Annotated in this window: 11 protein-coding genes and 1 CRISPR repeat array; of the genes, 10 read left to right on the top strand and 1 reads right to left on the bottom strand. The window is 51.2% G+C overall.

The annotated features are described in order from the left end of the window. Positions 1-326: 326 nt before the first annotated feature. On the bottom strand, positions 327-1,592 hold the full coding sequence (locus tag BM485_13695) for an IS110 family transposase (GenBank protein ID OKY74502.1): 1,266 nt from the start codon (positions 1,590-1,592) through the stop codon (positions 327-329). Between the two features lie 265 nt (positions 1,593-1,857). On the opposite strand from BM485_13695, the gene BM485_13690 reads away from it, so the two are divergent. From BM485_13690 to BM485_13645, 10 genes are all read left to right on the top strand, one after another. Further along, on the top strand, positions 1,858-2,166 hold the full coding sequence (locus tag BM485_13690) for a hypothetical protein (protein OKY74501.1): 309 nt from the start codon (positions 1,858-1,860) through the stop codon (positions 2,164-2,166). Further along, the gene (locus BM485_13685) at positions 2,163-3,404 is read left to right on the top strand and encodes a hypothetical protein (GenBank protein OKY74500.1); all 1,242 of its coding nucleotides are present in this window, start codon (positions 2,163-2,165) and stop codon (positions 3,402-3,404) included. The genes BM485_13690 and BM485_13685 overlap by 4 nt, the downstream gene beginning before the upstream one ends. Further along, positions 3,388-6,522, top strand: coding sequence for a hypothetical protein (locus BM485_13680; GenBank protein OKY74499.1), 3,135 nt, complete (start codon positions 3,388-3,390; stop codon positions 6,520-6,522). The genes BM485_13685 and BM485_13680 overlap by 17 nt, the downstream gene beginning before the upstream one ends. Beyond that, positions 6,515-7,660, top strand: a complete 1,146-nt coding sequence (locus tag BM485_13675; protein ID OKY74498.1) for a type III-B CRISPR module RAMP protein Cmr4 — start codon at positions 6,515-6,517, stop codon at positions 7,658-7,660. Before BM485_13680 ends, BM485_13675 begins: the two co-directional genes overlap by 8 nt. Continuing rightward, positions 7,653-8,072, top strand: a complete 420-nt coding sequence (locus tag BM485_13670) for a hypothetical protein (GenBank protein OKY74497.1) — start codon at positions 7,653-7,655, stop codon at positions 8,070-8,072. Before BM485_13675 ends, BM485_13670 begins: the two co-directional genes overlap by 8 nt. A gap of 3 nt (positions 8,073-8,075) precedes the next feature. Further along, on the top strand, positions 8,076-8,960 hold the full coding sequence (locus BM485_13665; GenBank protein ID OKY74496.1) for a hypothetical protein: 885 nt from the start codon (positions 8,076-8,078) through the stop codon (positions 8,958-8,960). Between the two features lie 33 nt (positions 8,961-8,993). Further along, positions 8,994-10,058 carry a hypothetical protein gene (locus BM485_13660; protein OKY74495.1) on the top strand — a complete coding sequence of 355 codons (1,065 nt, stop codon included), beginning with the start codon at positions 8,994-8,996 and terminating at the stop codon, positions 10,056-10,058. After that, positions 10,045-10,449 (top strand): hypothetical protein, encoded by a 405-nt coding sequence (locus BM485_13655; protein OKY74494.1) that lies wholly within the window; start codon positions 10,045-10,047, stop codon positions 10,447-10,449. The genes BM485_13660 and BM485_13655 overlap by 14 nt, the downstream gene beginning before the upstream one ends. Beyond that, a complete protein-coding gene (locus BM485_13650; GenBank protein ID OKY74493.1) occupies positions 10,421-11,011 on the top strand; it encodes a hypothetical protein in 591 nt (196 codons plus the stop codon). The genes BM485_13655 and BM485_13650 overlap by 29 nt, the downstream gene beginning before the upstream one ends. Before the next feature lie 223 nt (positions 11,012-11,234). Continuing rightward, positions 11,235-12,516: direct repeats of the CRISPR family, unit length 37 nt; unit sequence GTTGGCGACATTGACCTGATTACGAAGGGATTGAGAC. Between the two features lie 294 nt (positions 12,517-12,810). Next, on the top strand, positions 12,811-13,812 hold the full coding sequence (locus BM485_13645; GenBank protein OKY74492.1) for a CRISPR-associated endonuclease Cas1: 1,002 nt from the start codon (positions 12,811-12,813) through the stop codon (positions 13,810-13,812). Positions 13,813-13,814: the final 2 nt, after the last annotated feature.

The raw sequence follows: 13,814 nt of genomic DNA, 5'->3' as shown, positions 1-13,814 counted from the left end.
GACCTATTTCCATGGGGAGTTGTGTTTTTTTTCTTGGTTTTGGTTAATTGCAAAAGCGGTGCCACGTTGTGGGCTATGCTTTTTTTCTGCGGTGTTCGTTCTTTCTTTATATGAAACTCTCAGTTTGGGGGGCAACAAAGTCCTTTTTTTTTTAATTGTGTCAGAATCAGCCTCTGGCAGATAATTTTTATATTCGTAGTTCCGTAATACGGACTGACAATTCGTTGTACAGATGGCTGTCGGTCATGTTAGTGCCGCGCTCAATGGCTTCAGTTAACAATCGACCTCTGCTGACGTAATTTATTTCTTCGCAGGTCTTATTACCCTTATGATGCCGCAATGGGCACCAGTTCATAACCCAATTCTTTTGCCTTTCTTTTCAATATGGTTATCTTGTTCTCGGCATTCTTCCTGGAAAGATAATCCTCTCCAAGCTCTTTATATTCCTCACCATTCTTGATAATTGCGTAAATGGCCTTCAGTATCCGATGGGCTATTGCCACAATGGCTTTTCGTGGACCTAATCGGGCTCGAATCCGGTAATATTTGTCTCGGTAATACGTCCCTTTTGTTTTTACCGCCGCCCAGGCTATCTCCACCATGACAGTCTTGAAAACATGCTTGCGAACAGGCGACTTCCCGCTACGCCTTTTGCCTGCACTTTCATTGTTCCCCGGGCATAATCCTGACCAGGACGCCAGTGCCCCTGAGGAGGAAAACTCTTGCAGGGTTGGTCCAAGTTCACCGAGGACATATTGAGCAGAAACTTCATTTATCCCCGGAACAACATCAAGACGGCTGATTATGTCATCATGGCTGGACATCATTGCCTGCATCCGTTCTGTGATGATGGCTATTTCCGTCTCGATGATTGTGATCATCCTCATCAAACTCATCAGCAAGAAACGATGGTGATCTTCAAAAAAGCCCTGTATGCTTCGATACAACTCTTTTACTTTCGACTTCAAACTGCCCTTGGTGCATTGTTCTATTTGCTCAAGGCCGATTGGTGATTCCGCGGCACAGAGAAGCTCTATCAGATTCCGACCCGTTACTCCAAAAAGATCTGATACAACACTGTCGATCTTGATATTGGCCGTCTCGAAAACCTTATGAACACGTCTTTTGTGGTCTCCGAGACTTTGACTGTATTTCTTCCTGCTCCGACCCAATTCCCGCCAATGGCGAACTGACTTCTCGGGAATAAAGCTGCCACGGACAAGTCCTACCCTGAGTAAACCAGCAAGCCAGCGGCTATCTTCAATGTCGGTCTTGCGGCCTGGTACATTTTTTACATGACGAGCATTGACAAGAATGACTTCCAGGTACCCTTCAATTATATTATGAACCGGACGCCAGTATACTCCTGTGCTTTCCATGGCAACAATGGGACAGTGGCTATCTATCAACCACTCCCGTAACTCGATAAGTTCATCGGTGAATGTGCCATACTCGCGTATTTCGTATGCTTCTTTGCCTGTTTGGTCCATTGTGATCAAGCAGGCTGAAATTTTCCCTTTGTGAACATCAAGTCCACAACAAATTGGGTGTATGACTGATAGTAATCTGGTATCTTTTCCCTTCCTGGCCATGGTTATCCTCCTTTTGTTTTCGTGATGGAAAATTTAGGGAATAACTATGGCCTATTTTTCTCAAAGTTTCATGCTTCGTTGTTCCCGTCCACGGGGATGGGGGTTAGTGCCGACATCCCCGACACTACGCAACTGGTTGCGTTACAAAAGAGGAAAAACACTGGATGAGGGTCTGGATAATTATCTATTCGGCTCAACAGACGAGCTGGACCAAAACACATACCTGCCCGTAAAAAAATATCCTCCACCTAAGAATTGCCAGATAATGCGGGGATTAGCCTCAAAAATCAACGTATCCCATGCCTATTGCATTGACCTAAAGGAAAATCTCTGGGAGTTCCGCATCTGGGGCTGGCTGCCCATCAACGATGAGGTGATGCCGGATGAAGACATGCAGCATTTTTTGCTGGCCTGTTTGCAGCAGGAAATGTGCTCCTCGGCTTTTATTGATTACATATCCGGTGATTGGGGCAATCATGAGGTAGCAGATCGGGAATGGCTCAGTTGTGAGTCTGAAGACGGCCTAAATTACCTGGAAACTCTTCTGCAAGAGAAAGAGGGGGCATCAATATGATGAAATATGATTATTTCGCCGAATACACATTTTTTTCAAAAAGAGAGGAACAGCAGGAAAAGTTTCAGGAAGAGATTGTTGACTTATTGGCTTGCGGTAATGGAAGAAGAGATCCAACGATAGACAAATTTCGGGATATATCTGACTCATTCGCGCGGGTACAGTTACTTGCTCAGACGAATGCAAATACCCAAAAAAAGCAAGAAGATAATAGGAAAGAAAACAAGGACGGAAGGGCAAAAAAAAAGGTTAGAGAATGCCTTCCTCGTCTATACAAGAATATCTTCTCCGAGAGTTTTTTTGCCGCCAGGAAAAATCTAATTAAAGATTTAGGTCTTGAACCAGCTTCACCACCCTCGGAACGCATCCCCAGCCAGTCATGGCCGCTCTGTCTGACTTTCAAGCTCAAAAAAAACTATCTGAGCAAGGATGACTCTGACTTTTACCCTGTCGACAATCCGGTCAGAAAGGAATGGGTTTTCAAGGTACCCTATATTGCCGCAAGCCAGTGGAAGGGGAATTTGCGGTCGGTGGTAATCCGGGAACTGGTGGCCGATCTGCAGGATGGCAAGCTGAGTGAAGCACAATTTTTCGCTAAACGCCAAAGTCTCTGGCGGCTTTTTGGCAATGAAAAGGATGGCTCCGGCGATTTTCTCAACAGAGCCTTGGCCATATTCCGAATCGAAACGGCGTCGTCGGATGAAAGTCAATACAAAGAATGGAGCGAGGGCATCGGGAATGAGGCAAAAAAAATCGGCGAGGATTTCCTGCATCAGCTCGAAGGTGAAAATTTGCGAAATAAAGATATCGATGGATATCAAGGCTGCCTCTATTTTTACCCCACCTACTTTAACAGGATCGGCCTTGAAGCCATCAACCCCCACAGCCGGTTAACCGGTGCAGGCACGCACCCCATTTACCTGGAATGCGTCCCCAAGGACACAGAAGGAACCTTCAACTTGCTGTATGCCCCCTTTGGCGGCACCACCCCGGAAAGCCGCATGACTGATTTCGACACCGTGACTGATGGGGTCTGGGCCATGATGACAACACATGGATTCGGAGCCAAAACCAGCAGCGGTTACGGGTTGGCAAACATCTTAGACCCGAGTACAGGCAAGCCTTTCGCCTTGCTCGATGGATTCAAAGAGTTCTGCAGGTCCCAATATCCAATTGACAAAGAAGCCGGAGATTCAGCGACTTTTGACGAGGAACAGCGAAATGGCAGCCACACCTGACAACGCACAGAATTTTATACGCATGATCGGATCACATAGGGAGGGTATCCTACTTGCCTTGGCAGGGGCGCTCCTCCACAACCTGGGCAAGGTGAGTTCCCATTTTATTGAAGATATTCTGTCCGGCAAACCAAAAACATTTCTTTTCCAGCATATAATTGGATTAGTCAGTTGCGATCTGGCGGCGACTCCCTCGACAATGGAGGAACTTTGGGAAGAGAAACACCGCAACGTCATGCCCACTTCCGTTATCTTGACCGATGAAACGATAGAGGCACTGGCCGGTAACTGCTTCGCGTTACCCTTCCCCTTTGATGATCGTCTTTACCGTCCTGGGGATTTAATAGAATATCTCGGGCAGGGGAAACCGGAAAGCCAATTGTACGCCATCCCAACAGGAGGGCCTTACGGCATTGAAAAAATTTTCTCCAAGGGGTCCCGCCTCACCCATCTCATGAACCGCGCCCATCGCGCCGCCTCCGGTGGAGAGAAAGAAGGTATTCTCAAGGACCCACAAAAAGACCCCAAAAACCTCTGGCAGGCCACCCCCTTCGGGTGGGAACGGAGAATAAAGGACTGTTCAGATCCCAACGGCACACCGCAAATAGATGAACTGAAGCTGGAAGTTGAAGGGATTATCCAGAAATATTTGCTGAACAGGGCGACCCCATTCCCATTTACACTTTTCGCCGGGGAGCTGCAAAAGCCCCTGTCGCAGGCCATCGCCGATACCAACCGGCCCATCAATGACGTGTCTGTCTGGGATATCGGCCACGCCGGAACCGCCTTTCTGCTGGCCTTTGCCAACGGCCTGATCTACCGGAACCAAGCGATTTCTCACCGGTTTTTTGATAATGACGCCTCTCCAAACAGCCTGACGTGGCGGATATTGCGGGTCAGCGTTGATGGGCTGACCTATTTGAGCCAGGCCGCCAAAATGGCGGACATCAGGGTGCGCCAAAAGCTTCTTCATGAATCCCTTGAAGGTGTCAGGCGCAATCTGGAGGATATCCCTCTGGCCATGGAGGTGTACCGGGATGAAAATGGTTCGGCCTTTGTGTTCCCCGATGTCCCGAAGGACTCCGGGTTGTACATGACAACCCGGGAGATAATAGACGCAGCCTTCGAGAAGGTAGACGTAAAACCCGAGATCATCCTTTCCGGTCATTTCACCTCATGGCCGATTCGAGGAGAAAACGAAAGAAAGCAAATCGACCGCGCCATTAAGTCTTTTCACCATGGTGATCCCGCGCTTGAAGTGAACATAAAAGAGATGGAGGAGGCCTGGGCCAATCAGCAACATGCCCCCCGTCAGATTTGCACTGCCTGCGGGCTCCGGCCCCAAGGCTATGGCGCCCATAAGGTTGACGGCTACCGGCATAACCCTGACTATTATCGTGACAAGGCCGCATCCCGGCATATCTGCTGCATCTGCATGGACCGAAGACGTGGCATCGCCGAAGAATGGGCCACAGAAAAGCTTGGCGAGTTTACGGTCTGGACGGATGAGGTTGCCGATCGCAACGAACGCCTTGCCCTTATAACGGGCTCATTTGATCTGCACCATTTTCTCGACAATCACTTCTATCCCTCTCAAGTTGAAAACCGAAAAAACTGTGCCGACAGTTTTCAGAAAGGTGCCCGCTCGCAATCCTTTGCCCGCTTGCGCCGGGTTTGGGAGGTGACACGCCAATTCTGGCGGGAGATCACTGACAGCATCGAAAAAGTTACTCTCCGTAAAGGCCCGCGCCTACAAATCATGGGAAAGCTTGAAGCGGGGAAAGAAGACACAAATCAAATGCCGGGGAAATTTCATGCCTATGAGCTTCTTCTGAAAGGTGTCATAAAGATGAATGTTGTCTGGGATCCTATTCATAACAATGGTCAAGGTCGCTTCATCAGCGCGGACAATCTTGAATATCTCGCAAATCAATTAAAAGAGTCTTCCATTGAGGAATTCCTTCGCAACAAAACCATACCTATTTATGAACCCAGCGGGTACGGAGGTAAAGATAAGGAGTGGGGTTTAATCACGATACGGGCAACCGAACAAGTCGCAGATTCTGAATATATCCCCGCCATTCCCATTCTCCGCGAGCCCCAGCATTTCATGGCCCTTGTCCCTGGCGATAAGGGCTGGGAGATTGCCCGCCGCATCAAGGAAAAATACGAGCGGGAAATGGGCAAGGTGCTCAACCGGCTGCCCATCCATCTTGGCATTGTGTTTGCTCAGCATCGCACACCGCTCCGGGCGATCCTCAATGCCGGCGTCAGAATGCTCACGCAGAAAAGGTCCATGCCGGACAGATGGGTGGTTGAGGAATTAAAGCACATTACTGATGATCTTCCCGATGAGAAACAATTTCTGCGCTGTGATAATGACCATTTTGCCGAAGTATGCGTCGTTGCGCTGCGCAACGAAAACCATGGCAAAACCATCATGTGGCATGTGCCCGCCTGCATGGGCGATGGCGAGACAAAAGACGCGTGGTATCCGCATGTCAAGCTGGCAGCCTCTGAAGAGACCGACAGCGGCAGGCCGGGGGACTGGAAAGTTACCCGACAGGACAAAGATACGGAAAAGGACAACGTTGTGACCATGCGTCATGTCGAATCCCTTCAGGCGGGTGACAAGATCTTCTTTGCCCCCTCCACCCTGGACTGGGTATGGCTCGACACCGCGGCCCGTCGTTTCGAGATCGGTTATGGGGAGGATGGCTGCCGGCTCAACCCGGAACAGCGGCACCGCCCCTACCTGCTTGATGAGATGGAAAAAATTGACTCCATCCGGCGGACGCTTTTCAGTTGCCTGACGACCAATCAGATCTACGGACTGCACAGTATCATCGAGGCAAAGTTATCGACATGGGAAAAATCGGATGCCGGACTTCGCAATGAGCTTGAACAATTTTTTCGAGATTGCCTGGCCAAGCTCGACTGGAAGGACAAAAACAAAAACCCGTGTAAGCACTGGGGAGCCGATCCGGATAAGGATGCGTGGCTTGCGCAATGGGCGCATTTTGCTGCAAGCGGGCTGCTGACCGATACCATCGAACTTTACATGCAGGTGCAAAAGGAACGCCCTGAAACTGAAAAGAAGGAGCAAGACGATGAGTGATCCGTTGAATGTAACTTATGGAAATCAGATCATTTTAATGACCATTGACCCGGTGCATGTCGGCACCGGAGGCATGCGGTTGGGAAGGGTGGACAATACCATTGTCCGGGAGCCGGGCACCCGGCTGCCGAAGATCCCCGGCACAAGTCTCAGCGGCGCCATTCGCCAATATGCCGCCAGGCGTTTCAATAAGATGAAATGCGCCGGCCAGACAGGCCATTGCGGCCAGCCGACCTGCCCGATCTGCTATACCTTCGGGTTTGTCAACAGCCCCAACACCGGCAAGTCGTCCGCCGGGGTGGTTTCCCTCTCCGATGCCAGAATCCTGCTGTTTCCGGTCTATTCCATGACCGGTCCGGTATGGGTGACCTGCCCTTCGGCGCTGCGGGACATGGGTATAACCGGCATTCCATCACTATCCGATAAGTCCAAAGCCATATGGAAATCTGAGGTTACTCAGAAGAACTGCATCAATCTTGGCTGGCTGATGCTGGAGAAAGAAGGGGGCAACAAAACACTTCCCCCTGTTAACGGAAACATTCCCACGGATATTCAGAACAGAATGGTCATTGTGAGCGATGGGGTCTTCCCCCAGATCGTCAACTCCAATCTTGAGGTGCGTACCTCGGTGAGTATTGATCCGGAAACCGGCGCCGCAAGCGACGGCGCACTCTTTACCTACGAGGCCATCCCCCGAGCCACCATTCTCTGGATGGATGTCGTGCAGGATGATTTCCGTAAAGAATTCCCCTCAATGACGAAACTTTCCGGGTGGCAGGCGCTGTTAAACAAATCGGATGAGGAAGGAAAGAAGGAACAAATCCCACTTCTGATTAATTGGAACTTATTGAAGAAAAATGAACAAAATGATGAGAAAGTTTTTGGAAAGGCTATGGAAGAGTCAAGGAAATGGTTTGATGATGATTGCCTACGATACTATGACATGAAGGCTGCAACTGATGGTAGATGGGGTAACGGCTCTGAATCTGATGACACTGCCATGGATGTGGTGTTTGCCGGTCTTGACCTGGCGGAGTATTTCGGCATCGGCGGCATGGGCACCAGAGGCTTTGGCCGGATTCGACGCTTGCCAGCTCCACCTCAACCAGCAGCAGGCAAGGAGGTCGCCAATGGCTAATCCTGTAAATCTTGACCAGATAGCGGCGGTCCATGCGCAACAAATGGTCGCGAATGTGAAGAAGGATGCCACCGATAGGAAAAAAGCAATCGAGACGCTGGAACGGCTGGCGACCAAATCCCTCGGCGTTCTTCAGGAACAGGGGGTCTACGCCTTGCTTCTTTTTCTTTTCTCGCGCAGCAGTGAAGAGGAAAAACTGGCGCCGATCATCCGCTGCCAGTTATGCCAGGCCCTGAGTTTCTTTCCCAGTCTTGCAATCGGCTCCATGCCAGACACGAATAACCCTCAAAAACTCTTGGATTTTTTCAGCACCCAGGTTGCCGAAAACCTGGACACCCTCTTTCTCGTGCGTGATCTCTACGAGCAAACCCTCATCTATGCCCGGTTCGGGGCAAAAGCCGCTAAGGAGTAGGCCATGGGCTGGACAGCATATACCCTCGCGTTTCGGCTTCATTCTCCCCTGCACATCGGGCTTGCGAAAACAGGCAATCTCAAACAATGCCGGGAATACGTGCCTGGCCGGATCCTCTGGGCCGCCTTGACCGCCAGATTAACCAGGGATTTCCTGCGCAAGGGCGCCGACAGTCAGGCGTATCTTGACACAGGGGAGAAAGTACGGGCGTGCTTTCGTTTCTGCTATCTGTATCCCGCGGTCCCCAAAACACACAACAATGAAATCACCTCTGCGGTTGACCTGTGCGGGCCGGCCTATCGCTGGAAACATGCCAACTTTGATTACCAGTTTGTCGGCAGTTATGCCAGCACGGCTCTGGATTATTCCGGGCAGACCGCCGAGGACGGAAGCCTGCATGAAACCGAGCACCTGTTGCCTTATTCCAGGCCTGTTCAGGGCTCAGCGACCCAACCGGTTTTTCTCCGTGGCACTGTCTATGTTGATGATCAGGCGGAAACAGACCCGGTTCTGAAAAACTGGAAAGCAGCCATGAAGGATCTGCAATTAGGTGCGGAACGGAAATATGGCTGGGGCAGGGTTTCCCTTGTTGCCTTGCCTGCCTCGGGGGAGAAAAAAGAGGAAGCCAAAATTTCCTTGACCAAGGATGGTGTACTCACCGCGCATGCCGTCGCTGTTTCGAAAAACGGTCTTGGGGCTGTGGCCAACATTCGAGGCCCCGTGGAGCCGCTTGTCGGCTGGGAATATGCCGCTGACCCGGCGGGAAAATCGAAATGGAAGCTGACCAGGGAGCCTCTGCTCTGTTATGCGCCAGGCGCAAAAATCGACCTGGGCGACCAGGATATTATGGAATTGAACATAGATCCCTATGGATTGCTTTACACATAACCTGTAGAAATCCCTTGAAAGGTTCCGCCACTCATGCACTTCGAAAACGATATTCTTGGCCAGTTACGCAACCGCCGCCGGGTAATTCTCGAAATCATTCTGTTGGCTCTTTTTCTTGGGGTATTGCTGAATCTTTTTTCCAGCGCATTCTATGAGGTTATTAACGACACGGCAGATCGCAGCTTAAAGTATCCTTTCCGCTACTGGGGAATTATCTTCTTTTCGGTCATTTGTTTTGTCCTCTTTATTTTCATGCGAGAAAAAGGCGCACGGTCGCTGAATTTCCGAGTTGTTTTCCCTGTTGTCGCGCAAGGAGGTCATCCTCACCTTGCGGAAATACCGGGTTATGCGCCAACCCGGCTGGCGGATGGCATCCTGCAGCAATGCATGGTCTTCCATCCAGAAGAAAAGGAAAGAATGCTTTCGCAACTTGGTCTGCAAGGATCCACGCGCGGACCTGGCAATAAATATTTTTTCCAGTCCGTCAGCGAGGTCATCATCGTCTTGCTGGTGAAGATGCTCAAGTTGCACGGCGAGCATACGCAGACACCTCTTGGCAAATATCATCTCGACTATGCGGATATCCATAACAAACTGGAAACAGCCTCTTTGGAATTAAACTCCGAGGAAATGATCGGGCATGGACTCCCCGGCTTGCCGCGGCGAATCAAATTGCCAAAAGGAATCACGCTGTCTTTTGGCACGGGAACAACCCCGACTGACAAAATCGTTCTCCAATCAACATACGCCACCCTTGAGATTGTAATTCAGCCGTACTGGACGGTCATTGCGCCGGAAAAGGCAATAAAAACCTATAAAATAGCAACCAGATCGTTGCAACAACATGAAAAAATCGCCTTGCTGGCAATTCCGGTGTCGGTGGCGGTGAAAGTGCATATCTGGGCGTTATTGAAGCTCAGGAAAACAGACAACTACTGCAATTGGTTGGATTTTCTACTCACCGAAACACGCCGTTGGTTTTCCTGGGAATACTTCCAGGAAGGTGACCATGAACGGCTTCTCGTGGAGCTTTATGAAATGGTCACCCAAAAAACCCGGCAAACAGAAACCGGTGAGGCGGAAAATGACAACAAATAGTCTGGTCGATCACGCGGCCCTCCTCGCTGCCTTCGAAGCGGTACGGGACAACCACGGCTGCGCCGGGGTGGACGGGGTGACCATCGGCATGTTTGAGAAGGACCTGTCCGTCAATCTCGCCGGGCTGCGGTCAGAGTTGAATAATGGGACCTATTTCCCTCTGCCGCTCATGAAAATTCAGGTGGCGAAGAAGAACGGCGAGCCGCGCGGTCTGTGCATCCCCACGGTGCGGGACCGGGTGGCCCAGACCGCGGTGCTGCATCGCATCAATCCGCTTTTGGAGAGAGAGTTTGAGGAATGCAGTTTCGCCTACCGCAAGGGCCGCTCTGTCCGGCAGGCGGTCATGCGGATCAAGGCGTTTCATGAACAGGGGGTACCGGTGGGTGGTTGAGGCCGATATCGACGCCTTTTTTGATACGGTTGACCACGGCCTGATGCTGGAAAAATGCCGCCGGATCATGGCGGACCGGCGGATTCTCGGACTCATTGCAATGTGGCTCAGGGCCGAGGTCTGGGACGGAACCGCCGTGTCGGTCCTGGGCAAAGGGCTGCCGCAGGGCTCGCCGGTTTCCCCGGTGCTGGCCAATCTCTTTCTTGATGAACTCGATGAGGCGATGCTGGGCAAGGGCTATAAATTCATCCGCTATGCCGATGATTATGTGGTGCTCTGCAGGACCAGGCAGGAGGCGGGCGAGGCCCTGGAACTGTCGGAACAGGTTCTGGAAAAACTCTTGCTGGCGCTTGACGAAAAGGATATTGTCAGTTTTGAACAGGGCTTTACCTATCTCGGGGTCACCTTTGCCGGCGGTTTGATCATGACCCCCTTTGACCGGCCGAAGAAGAACCACGGGGTCCTCTTTTATCCTGATCCTTTTGACATGGAGGCATATCTCCGGCAGAAAATGAAAGATCTCGCCGGACAAGGCAACGATTTGCCCCTGGATGCGGATTGATTGATTTTAACATATTGAATTTATGTCTGTTTGGCTATTTTTTCAAACAGGGGTAAAATATGGGGCGGTTACAGGAAATTTGTAACTTTTTGTTATTTTTCAGGAAAACGCTTATAAAACTACGGAATCAAAGGAGGTGGCGCTTGTAATATGAGACGAAAAAAAGGGGTTACAGGAAATTGCCTTGTAAGTATCTGGATGCACAGTCAAAAAATGGGGTACTGTTGGCGACATTGACCTGATTACGAAGGGATTGAGACACTGCCGAACTTGGCCAACGAATACCGGCAATACCGTTGGCGACATTGACCTGATTACGAAGGGATTGAGACGCAACTATCGAACCATCTGGCCCTATCCGGTGATAGAGTTGGCGACATTGACCTGATTACGAAGGGATTGAGACGGCTTCTCGCCCAGGTCGTCCAGTTCGCCCATGTAGTTGGCGACATTGACCTGATTACGAAGGGATTGAGACCCGAGACAAAGCTTGCGGCTGACAGCGGTTTCCACGTTGGCGACATTGACCTGATTACGAAGGGATTGAGACCGAGACGATCCGTCCGCCGCATGATGCCACGTTTCCTCGTTGGCGACATTGACCTGATTACGAAGGGATTGAGACTTTGCAAGACAAAAGGGGTGTAAGGGGAATCATGCGTTGGCGACATTGACCTGATTACGAAGGGATTGAGACTATGTATTTGTTCCAGTCAAGATTGATACAGATAGTTGGCGACATTGACCTGATTACGAAGGGATTGAGACTTTACAGGGTCAATATGATGGCAATGGAGTTCTTTGTTGGCGACATTGACCTGATTACGAAGGGATTGAGACTGATCAAACTGGCGCCGCCCCTTTCCCGTGTCGATGTTGGCGACATTGACCTGATTACGAAGGGATTGAGACTCCAGGAAAGAAGAGATGGGTCAACCATGATTTTCCTGTGTTGGCGACATTGACCTGATTACGAAGGGATTGAGACCCTTATTTAATCCCGACGTACTCGCCCTCGGTCTTCCCCGTTGGCGACATTGACCTGATTACGAAGGGATTGAGACGGGGACAATCGCTGGGAACATCATATAAGCCGTCGCTGCGTTGGCGACATTGACCTGATTACGAAGGGATTGAGACACGGCAACTGGGGCAGGGCTCGTTCGCCCAACTGTGGTTGGCGACATTGACCTGATTACGAAGGGATTGAGACCTTGGCCTTTGCGGATATTTATGCAATCTTCTTGCCACGTTGGCGACATTGACCTGATTACGAAGGGATTGAGACCTTTATTGCGTTGAATAGTATCATCTTTTCCCTCAGTTGGCGACATTGACCTGATTACGAAGGGATTGAGACTTATACTCCACCTGGTAGAGCTTGGTAAACGGGTCCGTTGGCGACATTGACCTGATTACGAAGGGATTGAGACACGGCAAGCGCGGGGTCAAGGGCGCGCATTTCTTCGTTGGCGACATTGACCTGATTACGAAGGGATTGAGACAACCGTTGAAATCGCGCATTGGCGGAAAGTTCAGAGGCAGATTTGGTGGTGGCCAAGGATCTTGTCGAGCGAGGGCGCATCCGGCATGGACTATTTTTCGCGCAGGCTATCACGTGAAAAAATACTGAAGGCCCAAGCATGTCCAGCCTCGCTGGATATTGCCCCGCGCGCGGATAGTAAGAATGGCAGGCTGCGCAGCTGCAGGGCCTTTCATGTAAAGATCAACGCTCATGCCGTTAGGCAAATGAATAAGAATTTTACAGTACGCGATTCCCAATTACTGGAGCTTCGCCCATGGCCAACCTCTATTTGACCGAACAGAATTCCATCCTCCGCAAAACAGGGGATCGGCTCATCGTGCAGAAAAATGATGAAACCCTGCTTGACGTGCAATGCCACAAAATCGAAGCGGTGCTCATCTTCGGCAATGTCCAGTTCACCACCCAGGTGGTGCACGAACTGTTTACGCACGGCATCGAGATGGCCATCCTCACCCGGACCGGCAGGCTCGTCGGCCAGATCACCTCGCCCTTCACCAAGAATATCGCCCTGCGCATCGAGCAGTTCCGGAAATACGAGGATGAGGGTTTCCGGACACGGATTTCCAGGGAGATCGTAGCCGGCAAGATCGGCAATTGCCTGCGGATGTTGCGCAATTTTTCGTACAACCATCCGGATATTGATCTCGGGGAGTCGGCCGTGGACCTGAAGGCGAAGCTGGCGGCGGTTGCCGGGGCGGCGGACATCGAGCAATTGATGGGGATTGAAGGAGATGCGGCCAGGACCTATTTCCAGGGCTTCGGCCGGATGCTGCTGGGGGATTTCGGCTTTCCGGGGAGACGAAAACGACCGCCCACCGATCCGGTCAATGCCATGCTTTCGCTCAGCTATACCATGATCTTCAATGAAATATCCTCCCTGCTGGACGGACTGGGGTTTGATCCCTATCTCGGTTATTTCCACAGCGTCAGCTACGGCCGGCAGTCGCTGGCCGCTGATCTCATGGAGGAGTTCCGCGCCCCGGTGGCCGACCGGCTGACCCTGCGGCTGGTCAATGACCGGATTTTTTCACCTGATGATTTCCGGGCCAATCCCGGCGGCGATGGGGTTTATTTCAAGCGGGAGCCGATGAAGCGTTATTTCGCCGAGTACGAAAAGCTGGTTTCCGGCGAATTCACCTTGGGCGAGACCGGGGAGCGGACCACGCTACGCAAATGTTTCCGCCGGCAAGCGGAGAAGATGGCGGCCGTCATCCGGGACGACGCGGTTTACGCGCCGTTCAGGCCGGAGGGATAGGG

The sequence above is a fragment of the Desulfobulbaceae bacterium DB1 genome (assembly GCA_001914235.1).
GTDB lineage: Bacteria > Desulfobacterota > Desulfobulbia > Desulfobulbales > SURF-16 > DB1.
The sequence above is the reverse complement of the archived record's forward strand: the minus strand, read 5'-3'. Positions and strand labels throughout refer to the sequence as shown.

Coding starts and splice junctions, on each gene's coding strand:
- BM485_13695 (OKY74502.1), bottom strand. CDS start 1,592: ATGGCCAGGAAGGGAAAAGATACCAGATTACTATCAGTCATACACCCA.
- BM485_13690 (OKY74501.1), top strand. CDS start 1,858: ATGCGGGGATTAGCCTCAAAAATCAACGTATCCCATGCCTATTGCATT.
- BM485_13685 (OKY74500.1), top strand. CDS start 2,163: ATGATGAAATATGATTATTTCGCCGAATACACATTTTTTTCAAAAAGA.
- BM485_13680 (OKY74499.1), top strand. CDS start 3,388: ATGGCAGCCACACCTGACAACGCACAGAATTTTATACGCATGATCGGA.
- BM485_13675 (OKY74498.1), top strand. CDS start 6,515: ATGAGTGATCCGTTGAATGTAACTTATGGAAATCAGATCATTTTAATG.
- BM485_13670 (OKY74497.1), top strand. CDS start 7,653: ATGGCTAATCCTGTAAATCTTGACCAGATAGCGGCGGTCCATGCGCAA.
- BM485_13665 (OKY74496.1), top strand. CDS start 8,076: ATGGGCTGGACAGCATATACCCTCGCGTTTCGGCTTCATTCTCCCCTG.
- BM485_13660 (OKY74495.1), top strand. CDS start 8,994: ATGCACTTCGAAAACGATATTCTTGGCCAGTTACGCAACCGCCGCCGG.
- BM485_13655 (OKY74494.1), top strand. CDS start 10,045: ATGACAACAAATAGTCTGGTCGATCACGCGGCCCTCCTCGCTGCCTTC.
- BM485_13650 (OKY74493.1), top strand. CDS start 10,421: ATGAACAGGGGGTACCGGTGGGTGGTTGAGGCCGATATCGACGCCTTT.
- BM485_13645 (OKY74492.1), top strand. CDS start 12,811: ATGGCCAACCTCTATTTGACCGAACAGAATTCCATCCTCCGCAAAACA.